Raw genomic sequence first — 22084 nt, forward strand, 5'->3', positions numbered from 1 at the left:
GTCGCGCCCGACGGGCGGCGTTGGTCGCGCCTGACGGGCGCCTCGGTTTCCGCGTCGTCGGTCGCCCGTGCCAGGATCGACGTTCGTGATCACGATCGAACGCGTGTCCTGGGATGACCCCCGCAGCGTGGTGCTCCGCGCCCGCATGGACGACGAGATGCACGAACGCTACGGGTCGGCCAACGCCGACGAGGACCCGGCGGTCACCGCTGAGCGGGGTCGTGCGCTGAGCGTCGACCCGTCGACCGTCGTCACGTCGATCCTGGCCGTCGACGAGTCCGGCGAACCGGTCGGGCACATCGCCGTCCGGCGTCTGGGTGACGAGGTCGAGCTGAAGCGGCTCATCGTGCTCGCCTCGGCGCGCGGCAAGGGTGCGGCCACCGCGCTGCTCGACGAGTGCGAGCGCGTCGGTCGCGAACTCGGCGCCGGGCGGCTCATCCTGCAGACCGGTGACAAGCAGCCCGACGCCGTGGCGCTCTACCGCAAGACCGGCTGGGACCAGATCGCGGTCTACGAGCCCTACGTCGCGACCATGCCCTGGTCGTTCTGCTTCGAGAAGGCCCTGTAGCCCGCCGCCGGCCTGTATTGCACTTTCATCGGGAGAGTGCAATTCTTGCTCGGTGAGCACCACCGACCGCACCCGCGCGCTGCGTCGACGCATGATCGTCGAGGCACGTCGGGCGACGGTCGAACACGGGCTGCACGGCTTCACGATCGAGCAGCTCTGCGAGACCGTCGGGGTGTCGCGCCGCACGTTCTTCAACCACTTCGGGTCGAAGGACGACGCCGTGCTCGGCATCGAGCTCAACGCCGACGTCGAGGCGATCGACGCCTACGCCGCGGGCGGGATCGTCCCCGGCGAGCTCGACCCCCTCGGCTCGATCGTGGCGCTGGCGATCGACCAGTTCGGCCGGGTCGGGTTCGTCCGTGCCGACGAGGCCATGATGCGTCGGGTCTTCGAGCGGGAGCCGGCGCTCGTCGCGCGGTTCCTGTCGGCGACCGACGTGCAGCTCGCCCGGGTCACCGTGGCCGTGCGCCGTCGGTTCGGGTGGGACGACCCCGGCGACCGTCGGGCGCGCCTGGTGACCGAGGCCGCGGCCGCGCTGCTGAAGGTGACCGCGGAGACGTACTTCGACGACGCCTTCGACGAGGCCACCGGACCGACGTTCGACGCGCTGCTCACCGAGAACCTCCGCCTGCTCAGGGCGGTCACCACGACCGAACGGGAACACACCACATGAGCGCCACCGCGCCGGGCACCACCAAGCGTGCCCGCCCAGGCTCCGACGGCCCGCTGCTCCTGACGCAGCGTCGCATCTGGATCATCTTCTCCGCCCTGATCGCGGGGATGCTGCTCTCCAGCCTCGACCAGACCATCGTCTCCACCGCGATGCCCACCATCGTCGGCGAGCTCGGCGGCGTCGCGCACCAGGCCTGGCTGACGACCGGGTACCTGCTCGCCTCCACCATCGTGATGCCCGTCTACGGCAAGTTCGGTGACGTCCTCGGTCGCCGCAACCTGTTCCTCATCGCCATCGCGCTGTTCACCATCGCGTCGGCCGGGTGCGCGTTCGCCACGGACTTCACGCAGCTCGTGGCGTTCCGCGCCATGCAGGGGCTCGGCGGCGGTGGCCTGATGATCCTGTCGCAGGCGATCATCGCGGACATCGTCCCGGCCTCGCAGCGCGGCAAGTACCTCGGCCCGCTCGGTGCGATCTTCGGCCTGTCCGCCATCGGTGGCCCGCTGCTCGGTGGCTTCTTCGTGGACCACCTCACCTGGAACTGGGCGTTCTACATCAACATCCCGGTCGGCATCGCGGCGTTCTTCGTGGCGTGGTTCGCGCTGACCCTGCCGAACAAGAAGGCGACGAAGCGCATCGACGTCCTCGGCGTGCTGTTCATGTCCGCCGCGACCACGTGCCTGGTGTTCTTCTCGGAGTTCGGCGGCAGCAAGGACCACGGCTGGGACGCCCCCGAGACCTGGGCCTGGTTCGCCGGTCTCGTCGTCTCGGCAGCGCTCCTGGTGTTCGTCGAGTCCCGTGCCCAGGACCCGGTGCTCCCGCTGTCGTTCTTCCGCAACCGCACCTTCCTGCTGGCCACCGGCATCGGCCTCGTGCTCGGCATCGGCATGTTCGCCGCGATCGGCTTCGTCCCGACGTTCCTGCAGATGGCCTCGGGTACCTCGGCGGCGGTCTCCGGTCTGCTGATGCTGCCGATGATGGCCGGCCTGATCGGCACCTCGATCGCCTCGGGTGTCCTGATCACCAAGACCGGGCGCTACCGGATGTTCCCGATCGTCGGCACGGTCCTGGTGGCCATCGCGATGCTCGCGATGACCCAGCTGGCGGCGGACACCCCGATCTGGCTGATCTGCGCGTACCTGTTCGTCTTCGGTGCGGGGCTCGGCCTGATCATGCAGGTGGTCGTCCTCGTCGCGCAGAACGCCGTGCCCGCCGAGCAGGTCGGTACCGCCACGTCGACGAACAACTACTTCCGTGAGGTCGGTGCCTCCCTCGGCACTGCCGTCTTCGGAGCGCTCTTCACCGCGCGGCTCACGACGTCGCTGACCGACGTGTTCCGCGGTGCCGGCGGATCGGCGACCGATGCGGCGTCCTCGGCGGGGAGCATCGACCCGTCGACCGTCGCGGGCCTGCCGCCTGCGGTGCAGGACGGCATCGTGAACGCCTACGCCGACTCGCTCGCACCGGTGTTCTGGTACCTGCTGCCGTTCATCGCGGTGGCGTTCCTGCTCGCCCTGTTCCTGCCGCAGATCAAGCTCTCCGACACGGCCGGCATGGTCGCCCGTGGCGAGGCCGTCGGCGGTGACGAGGCCGACGAGCTCGAGCGCGCGCAGCGTGCTGCGCGTGCGGCGCACGCGGCGGCTCCGGAGGGTTCCGCACCGGGGCGGGACACCGACCGGTAGACGCGACCGACCGACGGACGGGAGGCCCGGTGCGAGCTGGCACCGGGCCTCCCGTCCGTCGTCCGGTCGCGACCACCGCGCGCCGGGCCGACGTTTCGGGCCCAGCGACACCTCGCGCGTTCCAGCGCACGTGAGGTGTCGCTGAGCGCGTGAGGTCGCGGTGACCCGGCGCTACGCGCCGGTGCTCGCGCGCGGCACGAGCCGCGTCGGCAGGGCCGCGGGCTCGGCGGCCGTGCCGTCGAGCGTCGCGAGGAGCCGCAGTGCCGCCGCGCGACCGAGGTCGGCGCCGGGCAGCGCCACGCTCGTCAGGGCCGGCGCGGTGACCGACGACGACGGCAGGTCGTCGAAGCCCGCGACCGCGAGTGCGCCGGGGACGGCGATGCCGAGCGCGCCGGCGACCCGCAGGACTCCGTAGGCCAGGGTGTCCGCGGCCGCGACGATGGCCGTGACGTCGTCGTCCTGCCAGGCCTCGATGACGTGTTCGGTGGCCGAGGCCGCGGCCTCCACGGTCAGGTCGGCGCGGGCGGTGACCTCGGAGACCGTGATGCCGGCCTCCGCACAGGCCTGCTCGAACAGTTCGCGGCGCACGCCGAACGTCGCCGCCCGCGAGGTGCCGTCGAGGTAGCCCACGTGCCGGTGTCCCCGGTCGTGCAGGTGGGCGACGAGGTCGTGCACGCCGGTGGAGAGGTCGTAGTTGACCGCCTCGGGCCCACCGGGGGCGTCGAGCAGCACCACGGGGACGCTCGCCGACATCGACTCGTCGGCGGCAGGTGCGTCGACCAGGATGCCGGCCGGCCGGAGCCGTTCGAAGCGCCGGACGTCGGCCGCGACCGGCTGTGCACCCCGCTCGGTGACGGAGAGCACGAGCTGGAACCGGTCGCCCAGGGTGTCGCGGACGCCACGGATGACCTCGGCGAAGAACGGGTTCGACAGGTCGGGGGCGATGAACACGACGAGATCGCCGCTGCCGCGCGCCAACGAGCTGGCGGCGTGGTCGACGACGTAGCCGAGGTCGTCCACGGCGTCGCGGACCCGTGCGGCGATGGGGGCGGAGACCCGCCCGCGGTCCTTGCCGTTCACGACGAGGGAGACCGTGGCGATGCTCGTGCCCGCACGCTCGGCCACCATCGCAGCGGTCACACGACGGCTCGGGGCGGCGGGGGAGGGCACTCGTCGATGCTAGCGAGCGCGGTGGTCGAACTTGACGTCAAGCGTTTGACGTGTTTCGATGTCAAACGCTTGACGCGCCGCGTCGCCAGCGCTCTGCCGGCCCGTGGATCCCCACCACGTCGAGCACTCACCTCGATTCCCCGAAGAAGTGGAGCGCCCAGCGTGCCCGATGCGACCCAGCCCGCCGCGAAGATCATCCTCGACTGCGACCCCGGCCACGACGACGCCGTGGCGCTCCTGCTCGCCCACGGCAGCCCGGCCATCGACCTGCTCGCCGTGACCACCGTCGTCGGCAACCAGACCCTGCCGAAGGTCACCCGCAACGCCCTGGCCGTCGCCCGCATCGCCGGCATCACCGGGGTGCCGTTCGCCGCCGGAGCCGCCCGCCCGCTGCTGCGCCAGATCGAGGTCGCACCGGACATCCACGGCGAGAGCGGCCTGGACGGACCGATGCTCCCCGAGCCGTCGTTCGACCTCGACGAGCGCCACGCTGTCGACCTGATCATCGACACCGTGATGGCCCACGAGCCCGGCACGGTCACCCTCGTGCCGACCGGCGGCCTGACGAACATCGCCCTCGCCGCCCGCAAGGAACCCCGCATCGTCGAGCGCGTCAAGCAGGTCGTGCTCATGGGCGGCGGCGTGCACGTCGGCAACTGGAGCCCGGTCGCCGAGTTCAACATCGTCATCGACCCCGAGGCCGCGGCCATCGTGTTCGAGGCCGGCTGGGACGTCGTGATGGTCGGCCTCGACCTGACGCACCAGGCCCTGGCCACCCCCGAGGTCGCCGCGCGCATCGCCGGCGTCGGCACCGCCCCCGCCGCGTTCGTCGGCGAGCTGCTCGACTTCTTCGGCCAGACCTACAAGGACGCCCAGGGCTTCGACGCCCCGCCGGTCCACGACCCCTGCGCCGTCGCGTACGTCATCGACCCCACGATCGTCCGCGCCGTGAAGGTCCCGATCCACGTCGAGACCCAGGGCGCGCTGACCCTGGGCATGACCGTCGCCGACTTCCGCGCCCCCGCACCCGAGGACTGCCGCACGAGCGCCGCGATGGAGCTCGACCACGGCCGGTTCTGGGACCTCGTCGTCGACGCCCTCGAGCGCATCGGCGAGACGGCCGACACCGGCTGGACCCCACGTGCCGCCGCCGACGCCGTCGAAGCCGGCATCACCACGACCCCGGAGCGCTGAACCCCCATGACCACCACCTCGACGAAGAAGTCGATCGGCGCCCTCACGGCCGCGCTCCTCGCCGCGTGCATCGCGTTCCAGCTGAACGCGAGCATGCTCAGCCCCGCCCTCGTCACGATGGCGCGCGAGCTCAACACCGACGACGCCACCATCGGCCTGTCGCAGACCCTGTACTTCACGCTCGCGGCGCTGTTCTCGCTGTTCCTGCCGCGGCTGTCCGACATCGTCGGCCGCAAGCGGGTGCTGATCGGCATGCTCGCCGTGATGCTCGTCGGCAGCATCGTCGCCGCGCTCGCGGTGAACGTGCCGATGCTCTTCGCCGGTCGCATCATCCAGGGCGTCACCGGTCCGGTCGTCCCCATCTGCCTGCTCGTCCTGCGCAACGAGATCAGCGACCCGAAGCGGTACGGCGCCGCCCTCGGGCTGCTGACCGCCGTGAACGGCGGCATCGCGGGCGTCGACGCCCTGGCCGGCGGGTGGATCGCGACGAATTTCGGGTTCCGCGGGATCTTCTGGGTCATCGCCGTCGTCACCGTGATCGCCCTGCTCCTGGTCGCGGTCTGGGGCGTCGAGTCGAAGCCCTCGGCCGGCACCCGGATGGACTGGATCGGCGTCGTGCCCCTCGTGGTGAGCGTGGGTGCGCTGCTCACGGCGTTCAACGAGGCCGGCAAGCTCGGCGCGGCGAACCCCGTGCTCGTGGTCGGTGGCGTCGTCGTCGCGCTCGTCGCCTTCGCCGTGTTCTGGGCCGTCGAGTCGCGGGTGCGGGAACCCCTGGTCGAGACCAGGTTCCTGAAGCGCCGTGCGACCTGGGCGCTCCTGGCGACGACGTTCCTGACGATGACGGGCGTGTTCGCGGTCGTCAACGGCCTGGTGACCTCGCTCGCGCAGAACGGTGACGCCGGCTTCGGGATGGAGCCCGACCTGGCGTCGCTCGTGTTCCTCACCCCGTACGCGCTGGTCGGGTGGATCGTCGGACCCTTCGCCGGGCGCCTCGCCCCGACCATCGGGTACCGCGCCGTCCTGCGCGTCGGGCTGATCGGCAGCATCGTCTCGACCGTCCTGATGGCGTTGGTCGGCGTGCACTCGCTGCCCGTGCTGGTCACCGCGACGGTGCTGATCGGCATCACCTACGCCGGCATCGCGAACATCATCCTGAACGGCCTGGGCATCGTGCTGTCGCCGGAGTCGAACCCCGGGTTCCTGCCGGGCCTGAACGCCGGTGCGTTCAACCTCGGCGCCGGGGTCAGCTTCGCCGTCCTGCCCGCGCTGCAGATCGCGCTCGGCGTCGGCGGTTCCGCGGGCACCGCCGGGTACTCCGGTGGCATGCTGCTCGGGGCCGCGATCACGACCGTCGCGCTCGCGATCTCGTTCCTCATCCCCCGTCCGGAGAGCGCCGAGACCACGTCCGTCGCCCCGCAGAAGGAGACCGTCCGTTGACCGAGAGCATCGTCGTCGTCGGGTCGCTCAACGCGGACCTGGTGGTCCGCACCGCGCGCTTCCCCCAGCCCGGTGAGACCCTGCAGGGCTCCGACCTCGCGATCCTGCCCGGCGGCAAGTCCGCCAACCAGGCGGTGGCTGCCGGGAGGCTCGGGGGCACGGTGCGCATGATCGGTGCGGTCGGCGACGACGGGAACGGTGCGCTGCTCCGCGACTCCGTCGCGGCTGCGGGTGTCGACACGACGCACGTCGCGATCCGGGAGGGCGTCGCGACCGGCACCGCCGTCATCACCGTCGACGCCGCAGGCGAGAACACCATCGTGATCTCCGCCGGGGCGAACGGCACGCTGACGCCGGACGACGTGCCGGCCGACGTCTTCGCCGGCGCCGCGGTGCTGGGGCTCTGCCTCGAGGTCTCGATCGACGTCGTCCTCGCCGCCGCCCGGGCCGCGCACGCCGCCGGGGTCACGGTGCTCACGAACCTGTCACCGTTCGGCGCCGTGCCGGCCGAGCTCCTCGAACTGACCGACGTGCTGCTGGTGAACGAGCACGAGGCCGCGGCGCTCGGTGACCACGGCGTCGCACGGTCGATCGTCACCCGCGGCGGTGCCGGCTGCGTCGTGCACGACGGGGGTGCCGAGCCGGTGTCGATCGACGCCGTCCGGGTCGAGCCCGTGGACACCACGGGCTGCGGCGACGCCTTCATGGGTGCGGTGGCGCTGCGTCTGGCCGCGGGGGACACCCTCGTCGACGCCGCTCGGTTCGCGGTGGGGGTCGGGGCGTACGCCGCGACCAAGCCGGGCGCTCAGGCCTCGTACCCGACCACCGCCGAGCTGGAGGCGTTCCTGCGGGCGTGACCCGCGCCTCCCGGGTCGAACCGTCCCGGTGGCCCGCTAGCGTTGTGGCATGCGCGTGGGAGTCCTCGACATCGGGTCCAACACCGGCCACCTGCTCGTGGTGGACGCCCACGGCGGCGCCGCGCCGCTGCCGGCGTCCTCGTTCAAGCAGCCGCTTCGGCTGGCCGAGCACCTCGACGACTCGGGCGCGGTGACGCAGCAGGGGATCGACGCCCTGACCACCTTCGTCGCCGACGCCGTCCGCGTCGCCGAGGAACGCGGCTGCGAGGACATGCTCGCGTTCGCCACCTCGGCGGTGCGCGACGCCGGCAACTCCGAGGCCGTGCTCGCCCACGTCGAGTCGTCCACCGGGGTCGAGCTGGCCGTCCTGTCCGGCTCCGACGAGGCCCGGCTGACGTTCCTGGCCGTGCGTCGCTGGTTCGGATGGTCCGCCGGTCGCCTGGCGGTCTTCGACATCGGCGGTGGCTCGCTCGAGATCGCCGGCGGTGCCGACGAGGCACCGGACGTCGCGTGGTCGATGCCGATCGGCGCCGCACGCCTGGCGCGCTCCTACTTCGCCGCCGGCACCCCGACCGAGGACGACGTCCGCCGCATCCGGCACGAGATCCGCGTCGAGATCGCCCGGGACGCCGGACGGCTGCTCCGCTCGGGCCGCCCGGACCGGGCCGTGGCGACGTCGAAGACGTTCCGGTCGATCGCCCGGATCTGCGGGGCCGCGCCGTCCGCCGCCGGACCGCTCGTGCCCCGTGCCCTCGACGGCGACGTGCTGCGGCAGCGCCTGCCGGAGCTGCTCACGATGTCGGTCGACGAACTCGCTGCGCTGCCGGGCGTCTCGGCGAGCCGCGCACACCAGGTGGTGCCCGGGGCGCTCGTCGCCGAGGCGTGCCTGGACATCTTCGACCTGCCGGCCCTCGAGATCTGCCCGTGGGCGCTGCGCGAGGGCGTCATCCTCGAGCGGCTCGACCAGTTGTCGGTGCTGGGCAACTCACCGTAGTGACCGATATGGTCAGGAGATGACCAAAACGGACACTCGCGGAGCGCTGGTCTCCGGGGCCCTCTGGACGGTGGCGGGGGTCGGCTGGCTCGTCGGCGAAGCGGTCTCGGCGTCGGCGTTCCCCGGCTACGACTACGCGACGAACTACATCTCCGACCTCGGCGTCCCCGACGTCGGCACGTTCCAGGGGCGGTCGATCGACTCACCGCTGCACGTGCTCATGAACACGACGTTCATCGGGCAGGGCGTCCTGTTCGGGATCGCAGCGGTGCTCGCCGTCGTGGTGTTCCGCGCCGCGTCCCGCCGTGCGCGGGTGGCGACCGCGGTGCTCGCCGTGGTCCACCTGTTCGGGATGGTCCTGGTCGGCTCGTTCCACGGCAGCCAGACGAGCACCGACGGCGGCACCATCGTGTTCCACGTGCTCGGCGCCGCGGCAGCGATCACGACCGGCAACCTCGTGGCGATCACCGCCGGCATCGGGTCCCGGGCGCTGCGGGCACCGGCGGCCTACCGGATCGCGAGCGTCGCGCTCGGGATCGTCGGCCTCGTCTCCCTCGTGATGCTCGTCGTGGACTCGTCGTCGACGGTGATCGAGGTGCTCCCTGACGGCGTGTGGGAGCGTGCGTCCGTGTACACGATCGTCGCGTGGGAGCTCCTGACCGGGATCGCCCTGCTCGTTGCGGGGACCCGGCGCCTGCGGACGGCACGGGCCTCGGCGGTCGGCGCGTGAGTCGGCCTGCGCGCCGTGCTCGGCCCTCCGCCGAGGAGATCAACGGGGGCGTCCTGGACATCACCGCCGGACTCATCGCCCGCCGCGGCATCAAGGACACCGCCGTGCAGGCCGTCGCCGACCAGGCCGGCTACTCGAAGGCGGGCATCCTCGCCCGGTTCACGAGCAAGGAGCTGCTCGTCGAGGCCGCGCTCGCGCAGTGCACCGCGCAGACCGAGGCGATCCGGGCAGCCGCCGCCGCCGCCCCCGCGGGGGAGGCCCGCGACGCCGCGGCGCTCGCAGGGATCGCCGACCTCGCTCTCGCCCGGCCGGGGTGGGCGGAACTCGCGCTCGCGGCGTTCACGCTCCGGCGCGGGGACGACGTCGGCGTCCGGCTCGAACCGGTCGCAGCGACGCTCCTCGACGTGTTCGGCATCGACATGGCCGACGCCACGGCCACCCCGCTCGACCGGCGGGCACGGGTCTCCGGGGCGTTCGGCGCCATCGTGATGCTCGCGCTGACGTACGAGACCGAGGCCTCTGCGACCGAGGCCCGGCCGCACATGCTGCAGGTCGGATGGGACGCCCTCGGCCACGACGGGCCCGTGCCGCTCGGGGGCGTCGGCCAGTCCCGCCCGGGGTCGTCGGCTAGGCCCGCTCGGACCTCGGCGGTGCGAGCAGCCACGGCCGGATCAGCTTCGTCACGAACGGCAGCACCCAGAACGTCATGATCGGCGTGAGCACGACGGTCGTGATGAGCACCCGGGGCAGGATCGCGACGTGCGCGAACGCGGGGACGAGCCAGGCCGTCAGGTACGTGAACGCGAGGTTCACGGGGAAGAAGCCGAGCCAGATGCTCACGGACTGCTTCCACCGCGGGGGAGCGCTCGAGGCCGGGGCGTCCTGCGGGACGTCGAACCACCCCTCGATGCCGGTGCGCTTCTCGACGCGGGACTCCACCACCAGGTCACGGCCGAGGTCGAGCCAGCGCAGCCGGTCGTCGGAGTTCTCCCACGTGGCCAGGGAGTCGTGGTCGGCGAACCGGTAGAGCATGTGCCACTCGCGGGACTGCGCGGTGGAACGCACCCACCCCGAGCCGAGGAAGCCGGGGTAGCGGTTCGCCAGGTTCACCCCGGACTGCACCCAGCGGGTGACCTCGGGGATGCGGTCGGGTTCGACCAGGCGGGTGACGGAGACGGTGACGGGCGGGCCTGCGGTCTCGGATGACGACTGCAGGCTCCCAGGCTCTTGTGGAGTCATCCGACCAGTGTCCCGGACCCGTGTTTCCGACTCGTGACACGTGCCGCGGTCGTCGGCTGAACGGATCCGCGTCGTCCTTCGACCACCGTCCCAGGCGAGTGCAAGACGATCATCTGGCGAACGCGCCACCGAGAGGACCCCGATGACCGATCCCGAGCCCACCACCACCCTTATCGCCACCGTCGACGGGCCCGACGGCGGCACGTACGAGGTCCGGCGGCTGACGCTCCCGACGGGCTCGTCGACCGGCTGGCACCGCCACGACGCGCGTCAGACCGGTGTGGTGGTGCGCGGCGCGCTGACGCACGTCACGGAAGAGGCGACGCGGGTCGTCGGGCCGGGGCAGGCCCTGGTCGAGGAGCCACACGTCGTGCACGACGGCCGAAGCACCGGCACGGAGGACGCCGAACTGCTCTACGTCGCGCACCTCCCGGCAGGCGGAGTGGCGTCGACCCCGGGTGAGGCGCCACCGAGCGAGGGGCCGGTCCGCAGCGCGGTGGTGTCGGTCCCGCTGGGGCGGCCGCGGTTCGTCCACGCCCTGCGCTACACCGCGATGTACGCCCCGAAGCCCTTCGCCGAGGCCCTGCTCGTCTACCGGGACAACGGCACGTACACGATCCTGTCCCCGGGTGAGGACCACCACGGCTGCTACGTCTCGGCGACCGATCCCGCCGAGGGGATGCGGCACGTCGCGTTCATGTCGTGGCCGTCCGCGGACTGGGGCCGGAACGTCGCGTCGCACACCCTGACCTTCGAGGCGGCGAGCGGCGCCTTCACCCAGGAGCTCCGGCTGCCGGGCGACCCGGTGCCGCGGGCACAGCACGGGTACGCGGTGCCCGTCGAGCACCCGGAGCGGATCGACACCGGCGCCGGGTGGACCGCGCTGCGCCAGGAGCACGCCGGGGTGTTCACCACGCTCGAGCGGCTGGCGGGCGGCGGCTCGACCGCGGCCTGACCCCCGTCAGCGGTCAGCTCGCCTGCTTCTTGGCGGCGGGCTTCTTCGCCGGAGCCTTCTTGGCCGGGGCCTTCTTCGGCGCCGACTTCGCGGGGGCCTTCTCGGCCGTGCTCTCCGCGGCCTTCTTCGTGGCCGCCTTCTTCGCCGGTGCCTTCCTGCCGGAGCCGGACGCGCCCGAGCCGGACGTGCCCGAGGCGGACGTGCCCGAGGCGGAACCCGACGACGAGCGTGCGGTCGACGACGAACGCGACCCCGAGCCTCCTGTCCGCTTCTTGTCGACGGACGCACGCAGGGCGGCCATCAGGTCGAGCACGTCACCGCCCTCGTCGTCGTCGTCCTCGTCGTCCTGGGCGCCGAAGGTCTTCTCGGTGTCGATGTCGTCGCCCGCCTCGAGCTTGGCGTCGATCAGCTGCTGCAGTTCCTCCTGGTAGGAGTCGGTGTAGCGGTCGGGGTCGAAGTCGGTGGACATGCTCTCGACGAGCGAGGACGACATCTTCAGCTCGTTGGCGCTGACCTTCACCGTCGTGTCGAGGGTCTTGAAGTCGGCGGCGCGGACCTCGTCGCCCCAGAGCAGCCCCTGCAGCAGGATGACCTCGTCGTGCACCCGGAGCACCCCGAGCCGGGTCTTCTGCCGCAGGGTGAACTGCACGATCGCCAGGCGGTCGGTCTTCGCCAGGGTCTCGCGCAGCAGCACGTACGCCTTCGGCGAGCGCGAGTCGGGCTCGAGGTAGTAGGTCTTCTCGAACATCATCGGGTCGACCTGCTCGACGGGCACGAACTCGAGCACCTCGACCTCGTGCGACTGCTCCTCGGGGAGCTGCTTGAAGTCGTCCGCCGTGAGCACCACCGTCTTGTCGCCGTCGTCGTAGGCGCGCTGGATGTCGGCGTACTCGACCTCGTGTCCGAACTCGCACACCCGCTTGTACCGGATGCGGCCCTTGTCCTCGTCGTGGACCTGGTGCAGGGACACGTCGTGCGTCTCGGTGGCCGCGTAGACCTTGATGGGCACGTTGACGAGCCCGAACGCGATGGAGCCCTTCCAGATCGACCTCATGCGCACATGATGCCCGCCCGCACGCGTGCGTGCCCGGAGCCGTCGGTTCCTCCACAGGTCCGCCGTCCGGGGGATCGTTCCACGGATGTCCGGTTCGCTGGACCGCCGCGAGGCCGGCGCGAGCACGATGGGCCCATGAGCCAGCTCGACAAGCAGGACCCGCGCGACCAGTTCCCCCGTCCGCCGTTCCCCGCGCAGACCCAGCAGGGGTCCGGGCTGGCGAGTGCGATGGACCCCGCCCCCGACCACGGCGAGACGAGCTACCTGGGCACCGGGCGGATGCGCGGGTACCGGGTGCTCGTCACGGGCGCGGACTCCGGCATCGGGCGCGCTGCGGCGATCGCGATGGCGAAGGAAGGGGCCGACGTCGCCCTGAACGCCCTGCCCGAGGAACGCGAGGACCTCGAACAGGTCCGCGACGTCATCGGTGACCTCGGGCGCAAGGCGGTGCTGCTGCCCGGCGACCTGACCGACGAGGCCTTCTGCGACGTCCTGGTGCAGGACGCCGTCAGCGAGCTCGGCGGCCTCGACGCACTCGTGCTGGTCGCTGGCCACCAGCAGGTGCACGAGGACATCACCGTGCAGAGCACCGAGGACTTCGACCGCACGATGAAGGTCAACCTGTACTCGCTGTTCTGGCTGGTCCGCGCCGCCGTCCCGCACATGGCGCCGGGGAGCTCGATCGTCACGACCAGCTCGGTGTCCGCGTACCAGCCGCAGGACCGCATGATCGACTACGCGGCGACGAAGGCCGCGATCATCACCTACACGAACGGGCTCGCGCGGCAGCTCGCGAGCAAGGGCATCCGGGCCAACACGGTGGTGCCCGGGCCGGTGTGGACGCCCCTGCAGCCGATCAGCTACCCGGGCGACGAGATCGCGGCGTACGGCCAGGACACCCCGTTCGGCCGTCCCGCCCAACCCGTCGAGCTCGGCAGCGCCTACGTCTACCTGGCCGGGCCCGAGTCGTCGTACACGTCCGGCACGACCCTGACGGTGGCGGGAGCGACCGGGGTGGCGCTGTGAGTCCCGCGTCGCGCAAGACCGTCGTCCTCGTCGGCGACCGGCGGCTCGCGCTCACGAACACCGACAAGGTGCTCTACCCCGAGACCGGCACCACGAAGGGCCGGGTGATCGAGTACTACGAGCGGGTCGCGCCGTGGATGATCCCGCACGTCAAGGACCGCCCCGTGACCCGGAAGCGCTGGGCCAACGGTGTCGAGGGCAAGGTCTTCTTCGAGAAGAACCTGCCCGACTCGGCCCCCGACTGGGTGCGCCACCACACCATCCACCACTCGGAACACGACAACGAGTACCCGATCGTCGACGACCTGCCGACCCTGGTGTGGATGGCGCAGCAGGCCGCGCTCGAACTGCACGTCCCGCAGTGGCGGTTCGGCCCCCGCGGCGCGCAGCAGAACCCGGATCGGCTCGTCCTCGACCTCGACCCGGGCGAGGGCGTCGGGCTGCCCGAGTGCGTCGAGGTCGCCGTGGCCGCGCGCGAGATCCTGCACGGCATGGGACTCGACCCGTACCCGGTGACGTCCGGCTCCAAGGGCATCCACCTGTACGCGGCCCTGGACGGTAAGGCGACGACGGCGCAGGTCTCCGACGTCGCCCACGAGCTGGCCAAGGCCCTCGAGACGGACCTGCCGGACCTGGTGCTGTCGTCGATGAGCCGTGCGGAGCGGAAGGGCAAGGTCTTCGTCGACTGGTCGCAGAACAACGGCAACAAGACGACCATCGCCCCGTACTCGCTGCGCGGCCGCGAGCGGCCGACGGTCGCGGCCCCCCGCACCTGGAAGGAGCTCGAGGAACGCGGGCTCGCGCAGCTCACGTTGGACGAGGTCCTCGAACGCCTGGAGGCCCGTGGGGACTTCCTGCACCCGGTCGCCTCCGCCTCGCTGGCCGTCGGGCGCGACGACCACGGTCACTGGGACAGCGACCGGACCGAGCGCGCGAACGACGCCGAGCAGCCCGCACGTGACCGGCTCGCCGCCTACCGGGCGAAGCGGGACGCCTCGAAGACGCCGGAGCCCGTGCCCGAGGGCGCTCCCACCGTGCGGAAGGACGGCACACCGACCTTCGTCATCCAGGAGCACCACGCCACCCGCGACCACTACGACTTCCGGCTCGAGCACGACGGGGTGCTGGTGAGCTGGGCCCTGCCGAAGGGCGAGCCCACCGACCCGGGCAAGAACCACCTGGCGGTGCAGACCGAGGACCACCCGCTCGAGTACGGGGCGTTCGAGGGCACGATCCCGAAGGACGAGTACGGCGGCGGCACGGTCACGATCTGGGACGACGGCACCTACGAGCTCGAGAAGTGGCGCGAGGGGCAGGAGGTCATCGTCACGCTGCACGGTCGGGCCGGTGGCGCTCGCCGCCTCGCGCTGTTGCACACCCGCGGCCGTGGCGGCGGGGACGAGAAGAACTGGCTGATCCACCGAACGAAGGAGCAACCCGAACGGCTGGCGGACGGCGGCGGCTCTGCCGGGCCGGCGGTGGCGCGACGGTCGGACCGGCCGTCGGACGGGCACGACGGTGCACACCGCGCCGGGCAGCGACGGATCCGCGGGGCCGCGGACGCCGAGACCCCGCCGTCCGAGCGCCGGACGATGCAGGCGACCCTGGCCAAGGGCGAGCCCCGGCTGGACCCGGCGGACTGGGCCTTCGAGATGAAGTGGGACGGGGTGCGCGCACTGGCGACGGTCCGCGACGGGTCGGTGACCCTGCGCAGCCGCAACGACAACGACCTGACGGCCCAGTACCCCGAGCTGCAGGAACTGGGCGAGCGGGCCGGCGTGGACGGCGTGTTCGACGGTGAGATCGTGGCCGTCGACGATCGTGGCCGCCCCTCGTTCCAGCTGCTCCAGAACCGCATGGGCCTGACGAAGGCGCGCGAGGTCCGGAGCGCGCAGGAGACGACGCCCGTGCGGTTCCTGCTGTTCGACGTGCTCGAGGCGGACGGGCACGAGCTCACGCGGCTCGGCTACGACGCCCGGCGGCAGGCGCTCGAGACGGTCGTGGAACCCGGCGGTGCGATCGACGTGCCGCCGGCGGTGCAGGGCGACCTCGACGCGGTGTTGGCCGCATCGCGCGAGCAGGGCCTCGAGGGCGTGGTCGCGAAGAAGCGGTCGTCGAAGTACGCCGAGGGCAGGCGGTCCGAGGCCTGGCTGAAGCGCAAGCACCACGCCACGCAGGAAGTCGTCGTCGGTGGCTGGAAACCGGGCAGCGGGCGGCGTGCCGGGGGGATCGGGTCGCTGTTGCTCGGGGTGCCCGGCCCCGACGGGCTGGAGTACGTCGGCAAGGTCGGAACCGGGTTCCGTGACCGCGACCTCGACGAGATCGCCGGCGTCCTCGAACCGCTGGAACGGAAGACCCCGCCGTTCGTCGACGTCCCACGACCTGACGCGCGTGATGCGCACTGGGTCACGCCGAAGCGCGTCGGCGAGGTCGAGTTCGCCGAGTGGACCGGCGACGGACGGCTCCGGCAGCCGTCCTGGCGAGGGTGGCGGGTGGACAAGGACCCGGACGACGTCGTGCGGGAGACCTGAGCCGCGCTTCGCCTTCGGGTCCACATGCGTGCGCATGGGGTCCGCCGCTGGCGAACATCCGTCCCCCGTCCGGAGCCCGCGCGGGGGACAGTATCGGAACGGGTGGCCACGATCGGCCATCGGCTGTTACGTTCGCCGGGACGAAGGGGGCTTCGAGGATGAACTCGAGCAAGTACCTGCCGCCCTACACGGCTGCAGAACGCGTCGCGATCACGGGGGACGACCTGTCGCAGCGGTCCGTCGAACCGGGCACCGGCACCACGGAGACCGAGGTCCGGTATGCGGACTTCCTCGCAGACGAGGACGACGACTGACGAAGACGACGGCTGACGGGGGAGCCCTGAACGCCTGACCGCTCGACGGGCCCGACAGGAGCGACAGACCCGACGGCCCGCACGCTGGATCAGGGAGCGCACGGACCGTCGCCGAGGCACGTGACCAGCCGGTTCAGGGAGACCGACCACGAGGCCCCGCACCGGGCTCGCCGAAGCGCGACCGGTGGGTCCACTGGTGAGACGTGCCGAGCGACCGGATCGTCACACGAGCGGCAAGAAGAATCGCCGGGCGACCTCGATGGTCGCCCGGCGATCTCGTCTGTCCGGGGGGGGGGGATCCTGTCGGATCAGGACGGGTTCAGGCCGCGGGCGCAGGGCCGTCGGTGGGCACCGCGTGGTCGGCCACGGGTGCGTCCTCTTCGATGAGCTCGTCCTCTTCCGGTTCGACCACCTCGGCCGCGGCGGCCTTGGCCTCGTCGATGGACTCCTGGGAACGGCGGAGCAGGTCGTCGTCGTGTGCTGCCTGATCGGTCATGCCCAGCAACCTACGCGGGCGTCCCTGTGTCGGCGTCCCGGCGACGGGCACCGTGCGTCGGGTCAGAGCGGCCGGTGTGCGGGGGCTCGAAGTCCACCGCTGACGTCGGTGCGGGCGTCGAGGGCATCGCCGGAGCGGCCGGGGCGCCGAACGCATCAGCGGCGTCGAGCACCGCACGGGTGGCGGCGACAGCTGTCCGGAGCGCATCGCGGACGGGCATCGCCCGGTGCGCCGGGGTCCGGACCTCGACGCCCCACGGCTCGGCGAACCCGAGTTCGCGCACGGTCCGGACGAAGCCGGGCAGGTCCCACGCTCCGGCACCGGGCAGGTACCGTGCCGTCCGGGACTCCTCGGCGAGGGTCATCCCGCTCGGGGTGTGCAGCAGTCCGTCGCTCAGCTCGACGGCTGCGAGGACCCCCGGTGCGACGCCCTGCCGGATCGACGCGAGGGTGGAACCGCCGCGGAGTGCGTGCATGGCGTCGATGAGCAGGCCGCCGTTCGGGTGGCCGGCAGCGGCGACGAAACGGGAGGCCCGTTCGATCGTGGGCAGGTTCGACCACGGTTCCGGTTCGAGCACGAGCTGCGCTCCGACCGCCTCGGCCTGGTCGGCGAGCACGACCCAGTCGTCGGCCATCGTCGCGGGGGAGGCTCCGGGCAACGAGGTGTCGGCGCGCGCCACCACCTGCCAGGCGCTCAGCGTCGCCGCGGCCTCGAGCACGACCCCGCGGTCGGCGTCCTCGTCCTGGGTGCGGCTCGTGCACGTCCACCAACGGTCCAGCGGTCCGAGCTGGACCCAGACGATGCCGGCGGCGTCGAGCATGCGCCGCAGTTCGGCGAAGCCCGTCGTCGCGCGGACCTCGTGCAGGTCGTCGAGGGACAGCGACAGGCCGGCGAACCCGGCGGCGCCGACGGCGTGCACCCGGTCGCGGACGCTCTCGTCGCCCGCCCACGTCCAGGACGTGGCGAGCAGGTCGTGTTCCAGCACGGTGGTACCTCCGGCAGTCCCGAGGTGTCCGCGTCGCCCCGTCGCGATGCGCCGCCCCGTGTCCGCCGCGGGCCCCACCCGCGACGATGCCCAAGATCTACCCGAGCTGCCTGCGAACGCTCCCAGCCCGTCGACACATCGCCGACACGTGCTTCAGACGATCCGGGTCCGGACCTCGCCGACGCCGGCGATCGTACCGACGAGCACGGCGCCCCGGTCGAGCACGCCGACACCGTCCGGAGTGCCGGTCATCACGAGGTCGCCGGGCGCGAGCGCCACGGATCGTGACAGGGCCGCGATCGTCTCGGCGACCGACCAGATCTGGTCGGCCAGGTCGCCCGACTGCCGGAGCTCCCCGTCCACCGTCAGCTCGATCGCGCCGCTGGTCGGGTCGACCTCGGCCGCCGAGGTGAGCGCCCCGATCGGTGCCGAGGCGTCGAAGCCCTTGGCCGTGTCCCACGGGCGTCCGAGTCGCTTCGCCTCGGCCTGCAGGTCTCGGCGGGTGAGGTCGATCCCGACGGCGTAGCCCCACACGTGTGCGAGCGCATCGGTGACGGCGATGTCCGTGCCGCCGGTGCCGATGGCGACGACGAGCTCGACCTCGTGCTCCAGTTGCTGCGTCAGCGGCGGGTACGGGGTGTCGGCGCCGTCGACCACGACCGCGTCGGCCGGCTTGGTGAAGAAGAACGGCGGCTCGCGGTCCGGGTCGTGGCCCATCTCGCGGGCGTGCGCGGCGTAGTTCCGGCCGACGCAGAACACACGGCGGACGGGGAAACGCGCGCCCGTCGTCGTGGGCACGGTCGGGAGGCTCGGGGCCGGGATGACGAGTTCGGTCACGTTCACAGCCTGGCAGGCCCGCAGAGCGTCGGTTCAGCTCTCACCGAAGGACGCCTCGTCCTTGAGCTTCCGCGCCCGGGCGCGCTCCTGGCGTTCGCGCCATTCGATGCGCATCTGCGCGAGTTCCGCTTCGGCGCCCTTCGCACGCATGAGTGGACCGTAGCGGGGGCTGGCGAGGAGCCGTGGTGTCGTCATCTCGCGGTTGTCGAGCAGCCGCTTGAAGGCCTCGTCGGTCAGCGTCGAGATCATCGACGTTCTCCTTCCTGCTGTTCGTGGGCTCCCGGTCGTGTCGCCTCGTACTCAGCGAGCGCCTGAGAGGTCCAGGTGTCGTCGTCGGTCGTCCAACTGCGGGTCACCAGCGCAGCCGGCATCACATCCGCAGCTGCGCGCTCTCCTTCGTCGTCCGAGGTCGCCCGGTCGGCGACCCATGACCAACGCTGCCACCACAGGTCGCGGTGCACCGAGAACTCTGCATTTCGCCGTCCGGCGCGCCCGTCGAGCACCGAGGCGACGAGCGCACCCAGCGCGACGGACGCGCTCGTGACCGACACGAGCGCACTGATCCAGCCGATGTCCATGCCGGAACCCTGACAGCACGGAACCGGCCACGCGGCGGGCGTGACCGGTCCTGTGGAGGGTGCTCCGGGCCTCCCGGCCTGTGGAGGAGTGCGTCAGTTGCCGGGTGCGGCCGCCTCGGTCTCGCCCGCACCCGGGTCACCGCCGGTCCCGCCGCTGGCCGGCTCGTCCTGGGGCCAGCCCGCGAACTCCCAGCCCGCGAGCGACGGGTGGTCCTCGCCCTTCGTGTACGCGAACGTCCGCGCAGCGTCCCGCGCTTCGGACAGCTTCCTGAGCAGGTCGGCGTGCGCCTCGGCGTCCACCCGCGCCAGGGCGTCGTGGGCCAGGGCGAATCGGTCCATCTCGTTGCGCATGAGCATGTCGAACGGCGAGGTCGTCGTGCCCTGCTCGAGGAACCCGTGCACGTGCAGGTCGTCGTGCCCGTTCCGGCGGTACGTCAGCTGGTGCACGAGGGTCGGGTACCCGTGGAACGCGAAGACCGTGGGCGTGCCGGGCAGGAAGAGCGCGTCGTACTGCTCGTCCGGGATCGGGTGCTCGTGCTTGCGCGGGTCACCGAGCGCCAGCAGGTCGACGACGTTGAGCACGCGGACCCCGACGCCGGGAGCGTGCTTCCGGATGATGTCGGTGGCGGCGATCGCCTCGACCGTGGGGACGTCACCGGCGCAGGCGAGCACGACGTCGACCTTCCCGACGGCCTGCTCGGTACCGGCGAAGTCCCACACGCCGAGTCCGGCCTGCGCGTGCGCGACCGCGTCGTCGAGGGACAGGAAGACCGGCTCCGGGTGCTTGCCCGCGACGATCACCTCGATGCGGTCCGTGGTCTCCATCGCGTGCGCGGCGACGGCGAGCAGCGTGTTGGCGTCGGCCGGCAGCTTGATCCGGACGAGGTCCTGCTGCTTCGACGCGACGACGTCGAGGAACCCGGGGTCCTGGTGGGAGAACCCGTTGTGGTCCTGTCGCCAGACGTGCGACGAGAGCAGGAGCGACAGGTTGGACACCGGCACCCGCCAGTCGATGTCGGTCGAGGACTCCAGCCACTTGGCGTACTGCCCGACCATCGAGTCGATGATGTGGGCGAACGCCTCGTAGGTGTTGAGCATCCCGTGCCGACCGGACAGCACGTAGCCCTCGAGCATCCCCTCGAGCAGGTGTTCGGACAGGACCTCGGTGACCCGCCCGCGTGCGGCCAGGTGCTCGTCGCCGGCGGCGCGCTGGGCCCGCCAGACGCGCGAGGTCACGTCGAACACGGCATCGAGCTTGTTCGAGATCGTCTCGTCCGGGCCGAACAGCCGGAAGGTCGAGGCGTTCTTCTTGATGAGTGCGGCGAGCCAGGGGCCGAGCGTGCCCGTGGCGGACGCCGTGGAACCGACCTCGACCGCGTACGGCTCAAGCGGCGGCCGGTCGAGCGCGGTCCGCAGCCGACCGCCGTTGCCGTGCGGGGTGGCGCTCATCCGTACGTCGCCGGTCGGACGGATCGTGGTCATGATGCCGACCGGGTGGCCGTCCTCGTCGAAGAGCTCCTCGGGGCGGTACGAGCGCATCCACTCCTCGAGCTGGGCGCGGTGGCCGTCGTCCTCGCGCACCGCGGGCAGCGGCACCTGGTGCGCACGGAAGGTCCCCTCGACCTGCTCGCCGTCGACCTCCTTCGGGCCGGTCCAGCCCTTCGGGGTGCGCAGGACGATCATCGGCCAGCGCGGACGCAGGTCGGCGGCACCGGCGGGCTGCCCCGCGGCGGCACGGGCGGCCTGGGCGCGGGCAGCGGCCTGGATGTCGTCGATGCCGGCGAGGGCGCGTCGCAGGGCACCGTCGAACAGGGCGTGCACCGCGTACGGGTCGTCGTCGACGCGGCGGGAGTCGACCACGATCGGGTCGTAGCCGAGCCCGCGGAAGTACGCGGTGAGGTCCTCGTCGGGGATGCGGGCCAGGACGGTCGGGTTCGCGATCTTCCAGCCGTTGAGGTTGAGGATCGGCAGCACGGCGCCGTCGGACACCGGGTCGAGGAACGTGTGCGCCTGCCACGACCCGGCGAGCGGACCGGTCTCGGCCTCACCGTCACCGACCACGCACGCGACGACGAGGTCCGGGTTGTCGAGCGCCGCACCGTAGGCGTGCGACAGCGAGTAGCCGAGTTCACCGCCCTCGTTGATGGAGCCGGGGGTCTCCGGGGCGGCGTGCGAGGGGATGCCGCCCGGGAACGAGAACTGGCGGAAGAACCGCTGGAGGTCGACGTCCTGGTACAGCTCGTTCCACGTGCCGTCCAGCCAGGCGTTCGCGTTCATCGCCGGGCCGCCGTGCCCCGGGCCGCAGATGTACAGGAACTCGCGCCCGGTCTCCGTGATCAGCGCGTTGCAGTGTGCGTACACGAGGTTCAGTGCGGGAGAGGTGCCCCAGTGGCCGAGCAGCCGCGGCTTGACGTCATCCGGCTCGATCGGCCTGGTGAGCAACGGGTTGTCCAGCAGGTAGATCTGCCCGACCGTCAGGTAGTTGGCGGCGCGCCACCAGGCGTCGACCGCCCGGAGCCGGTCGGTGGTGGAGATGTGTGCTGGAGCCATGGGTACACGGTACGAAACCCCGGGTTGCGGCACCTCAGGAAACTCGTCCCAAACCGTTCGGGCGGGGGTGCCGAATCACTTGCACAGGGCAAACGCCCAGGGCGCTCTCCGGTCACAGTTGGCCGGGCTGCAGCTTGTACACAGCAAGCGTGCACACCACGTGCACATTCGGCCACCGGCCGGAGCGCCTCCAGAGCAAAGGACTGATCACGAT

22 protein-coding genes are annotated in these 22084 nt (G+C 71.8%); 13 read left to right on the forward strand and 9 right to left on the reverse strand.

Annotated elements, in window-relative coordinates:
- The first annotated feature begins 85 nt into the window (after positions 1–85).
- From BIU89_RS08740 to BIU89_RS08750, 3 genes are read left to right on the forward strand one after another with little or no spacing between them, the layout of a single operon-like run.
- A complete protein-coding gene (locus BIU89_RS08740) occupies positions 86–568 on the forward strand; it encodes a GNAT family N-acetyltransferase (RefSeq protein ID WP_083404265.1) in 483 nt (160 codons plus the stop codon).
- A 52-nt stretch (positions 569–620) separates the two neighbouring features.
- Complete coding sequence (locus tag BIU89_RS08745) at positions 621–1241, forward strand: TetR/AcrR family transcriptional regulator (RefSeq protein ID WP_254791547.1); 621 nt, start codon at positions 621–623, stop codon at positions 1239–1241.
- Entirely contained in the window at positions 1238–2923 is a 1686-nt protein-coding gene (locus BIU89_RS08750; RefSeq protein WP_071245893.1) for an MDR family MFS transporter, read from the forward strand. Before BIU89_RS08745 ends, BIU89_RS08750 begins: the two co-directional genes overlap by 4 nt.
- Before the next feature lie 171 nt (positions 2924–3094).
- Here the strand turns inward: BIU89_RS08750 and BIU89_RS08755 are convergent, their stop codons facing one another.
- Positions 3095–4093 carry a LacI family DNA-binding transcriptional regulator gene (locus BIU89_RS08755; protein ID WP_254791549.1) on the reverse strand — a complete coding sequence of 333 codons (999 nt, stop codon included), beginning with the start codon at positions 4091–4093 and terminating at the stop codon, positions 3095–3097.
- Positions 4094–4255: 162 nt separating this feature from the next.
- Here BIU89_RS08755 and uriH point away from each other — a divergent pair, with 162 nt between their 5' ends.
- The 6 genes from uriH to BIU89_RS08785 are packed head-to-tail and all read left to right on the forward strand — an operon-like array spanning position 4256 to position 10015.
- Positions 4256–5287 carry a uridine-preferring nucleoside hydrolase UriH gene (gene uriH, locus BIU89_RS08760; RefSeq protein WP_027467145.1) on the forward strand — a complete coding sequence of 344 codons (1032 nt, stop codon included), beginning with the start codon at positions 4256–4258 and terminating at the stop codon, positions 5285–5287.
- Between the two features lie 6 nt (positions 5288–5293).
- Complete coding sequence (uriT, locus tag BIU89_RS08765) at positions 5294–6724, forward strand: uridine transporter UriT (RefSeq protein ID WP_071245895.1); 1431 nt, start codon at positions 5294–5296, stop codon at positions 6722–6724.
- A complete protein-coding gene (locus tag BIU89_RS08770; RefSeq protein ID WP_071245897.1) occupies positions 6721–7581 on the forward strand; it encodes a ribokinase in 861 nt (286 codons plus the stop codon). The genes uriT and BIU89_RS08770 overlap by 4 nt, the downstream gene beginning before the upstream one ends.
- Positions 7582–7630: 49 nt before the next feature.
- Positions 7631–8575: a Ppx/GppA phosphatase family protein gene (locus tag BIU89_RS08775; RefSeq protein ID WP_071245899.1), complete on the forward strand. Its 945-nt coding sequence runs from the start codon at positions 7631–7633 to the stop codon at positions 8573–8575.
- 19 nt (positions 8576–8594) lie between these two features.
- Entirely contained in the window at positions 8595–9305 is a 711-nt protein-coding gene (locus BIU89_RS08780; RefSeq protein ID WP_071245901.1) for a DUF998 domain-containing protein, read from the forward strand.
- Positions 9302–10015, forward strand: a complete 714-nt coding sequence (locus tag BIU89_RS08785) for a TetR/AcrR family transcriptional regulator (protein ID WP_071245902.1) — start codon at positions 9302–9304, stop codon at positions 10013–10015. Before BIU89_RS08780 ends, BIU89_RS08785 begins: the two co-directional genes overlap by 4 nt.
- On the opposite strand, the gene BIU89_RS08790 is transcribed toward BIU89_RS08785, so the two are convergent.
- Positions 9933–10544 (reverse strand): antibiotic biosynthesis monooxygenase, encoded by a 612-nt coding sequence (locus BIU89_RS08790; RefSeq protein WP_035809639.1) that lies wholly within the window; start codon positions 10542–10544, stop codon positions 9933–9935. The two genes, BIU89_RS08785 and BIU89_RS08790, sit on opposite strands and share 83 nt — an antisense overlap.
- Positions 10545–10686: 142 nt before the next feature.
- Between BIU89_RS08790 and BIU89_RS17725 the strand changes: the two genes are divergently transcribed.
- Complete coding sequence (locus BIU89_RS17725; protein WP_083404267.1) at positions 10687–11499, forward strand: cupin domain-containing protein; 813 nt, start codon at positions 10687–10689, stop codon at positions 11497–11499.
- Between the two features lie 13 nt (positions 11500–11512).
- Here BIU89_RS17725 and ku read toward each other — a convergent pair whose 3' ends face one another.
- On the reverse strand, positions 11513–12553 hold the full coding sequence (gene ku, locus BIU89_RS08800) for a non-homologous end joining protein Ku (RefSeq protein WP_071245904.1): 1041 nt from the start codon (positions 12551–12553) through the stop codon (positions 11513–11515).
- Positions 12554–12688: 135 nt separating this feature from the next.
- On the opposite strand from ku, the gene BIU89_RS08805 reads away from it, so the two are divergent.
- The 3 genes from BIU89_RS08805 (at position 12689) to BIU89_RS18475 (ending at position 16424) form a co-directional block, all read left to right on the forward strand.
- Complete coding sequence (locus BIU89_RS08805; protein ID WP_071245906.1) at positions 12689–13579, forward strand: SDR family oxidoreductase; 891 nt, start codon at positions 12689–12691, stop codon at positions 13577–13579.
- Positions 13576–16110, forward strand: coding sequence for an ATP-dependent DNA ligase (locus BIU89_RS08810; protein ID WP_071245908.1), 2535 nt, complete (start codon positions 13576–13578; stop codon positions 16108–16110). Before BIU89_RS08805 ends, BIU89_RS08810 begins: the two co-directional genes overlap by 4 nt.
- Before the next feature lie 158 nt (positions 16111–16268).
- Positions 16269–16424 (forward strand): hypothetical protein, encoded by a 156-nt coding sequence (locus BIU89_RS18475; protein WP_155896954.1) that lies wholly within the window; start codon positions 16269–16271, stop codon positions 16422–16424.
- A gap of 319 nt (positions 16425–16743) precedes the next feature.
- On the opposite strand, the gene BIU89_RS18480 is transcribed toward BIU89_RS18475, so the two are convergent.
- From BIU89_RS18480 to BIU89_RS08835, 6 genes are all read right to left on the reverse strand, one after another.
- On the reverse strand, positions 16744–16920 hold the full coding sequence (locus tag BIU89_RS18480; RefSeq protein WP_155896953.1) for a hypothetical protein: 177 nt from the start codon (positions 16918–16920) through the stop codon (positions 16744–16746).
- Between the two features lie 10 nt (positions 16921–16930).
- On the reverse strand, positions 16931–17905 hold the full coding sequence (locus tag BIU89_RS08815; protein ID WP_071245910.1) for a sugar phosphate isomerase/epimerase family protein: 975 nt from the start codon (positions 17903–17905) through the stop codon (positions 16931–16933).
- A 153-nt stretch (positions 17906–18058) separates the two neighbouring features.
- Positions 18059–18742: a fumarylacetoacetate hydrolase family protein gene (locus BIU89_RS08820; RefSeq protein ID WP_071245928.1), complete on the reverse strand. Its 684-nt coding sequence runs from the start codon at positions 18740–18742 to the stop codon at positions 18059–18061.
- A gap of 33 nt (positions 18743–18775) precedes the next feature.
- Complete coding sequence (locus tag BIU89_RS08825; protein WP_071245912.1) at positions 18776–18991, reverse strand: hypothetical protein; 216 nt, start codon at positions 18989–18991, stop codon at positions 18776–18778.
- The gene (locus tag BIU89_RS08830; RefSeq protein WP_071245914.1) at positions 18988–19320 is read right to left on the reverse strand and encodes a hypothetical protein; all 333 of its coding nucleotides are present in this window, start codon (positions 19318–19320) and stop codon (positions 18988–18990) included. The genes BIU89_RS08825 and BIU89_RS08830 overlap by 4 nt, the downstream gene beginning before the upstream one ends.
- 93 nt (positions 19321–19413) lie before the next feature.
- Complete coding sequence (locus tag BIU89_RS08835) at positions 19414–21870, reverse strand: phosphoketolase family protein (RefSeq protein ID WP_071245916.1); 2457 nt, start codon at positions 21868–21870, stop codon at positions 19414–19416.
- Positions 21871–22084: the final 214 nt, after the last annotated feature.

Source organism: Curtobacterium sp. MCBA15_005, from assembly GCF_001864855.1.
Taxonomy (GTDB): Bacteria; Actinomycetota; Actinomycetes; order Actinomycetales; family Microbacteriaceae; genus Curtobacterium; species Curtobacterium flaccumfaciens.

Bases quoted from the DNA above. Each gene is read 5' to 3' on its own strand.
- BIU89_RS08750 (WP_071245893.1), top strand. From the start codon at position 1,238: ATGAGCGCCACCGCGCCGGGCACCACCAAGCGTGCCCGCCCAGGCTCC.
- uriT (WP_071245895.1), top strand. From the start codon at position 5,294: ATGACCACCACCTCGACGAAGAAGTCGATCGGCGCCCTCACGGCCGCG.
- BIU89_RS08775 (WP_071245899.1), top strand. From the start codon at position 7,631: ATGCGCGTGGGAGTCCTCGACATCGGGTCCAACACCGGCCACCTGCTC.
- BIU89_RS08780 (WP_071245901.1), top strand. From the start codon at position 8,595: ATGACCAAAACGGACACTCGCGGAGCGCTGGTCTCCGGGGCCCTCTGG.
- BIU89_RS08790 (WP_035809639.1), bottom strand. From the start codon at position 10,544: ATGACTCCACAAGAGCCTGGGAGCCTGCAGTCGTCATCCGAGACCGCA.
- BIU89_RS17725 (WP_083404267.1), top strand. From the start codon at position 10,687: ATGACCGATCCCGAGCCCACCACCACCCTTATCGCCACCGTCGACGGG.
- ku (WP_071245904.1), bottom strand. From the start codon at position 12,553: ATGAGGTCGATCTGGAAGGGCTCCATCGCGTTCGGGCTCGTCAACGTG.
- BIU89_RS08805 (WP_071245906.1), top strand. From the start codon at position 12,689: ATGAGCCAGCTCGACAAGCAGGACCCGCGCGACCAGTTCCCCCGTCCG.
- BIU89_RS18475 (WP_155896954.1), top strand. From the start codon at position 16,269: ATGAACTCGAGCAAGTACCTGCCGCCCTACACGGCTGCAGAACGCGTC.
- BIU89_RS18480 (WP_155896953.1), bottom strand. From the start codon at position 16,920: ATGACCGATCAGGCAGCACACGACGACGACCTGCTCCGCCGTTCCCAG.
- BIU89_RS08825 (WP_071245912.1), bottom strand. From the start codon at position 18,991: ATGATCTCGACGCTGACCGACGAGGCCTTCAAGCGGCTGCTCGACAAC.
- BIU89_RS08830 (WP_071245914.1), bottom strand. From the start codon at position 19,320: ATGGACATCGGCTGGATCAGTGCGCTCGTGTCGGTCACGAGCGCGTCC.
- BIU89_RS08835 (WP_071245916.1), bottom strand. From the start codon at position 21,870: ATGGCTCCAGCACACATCTCCACCACCGACCGGCTCCGGGCGGTCGAC.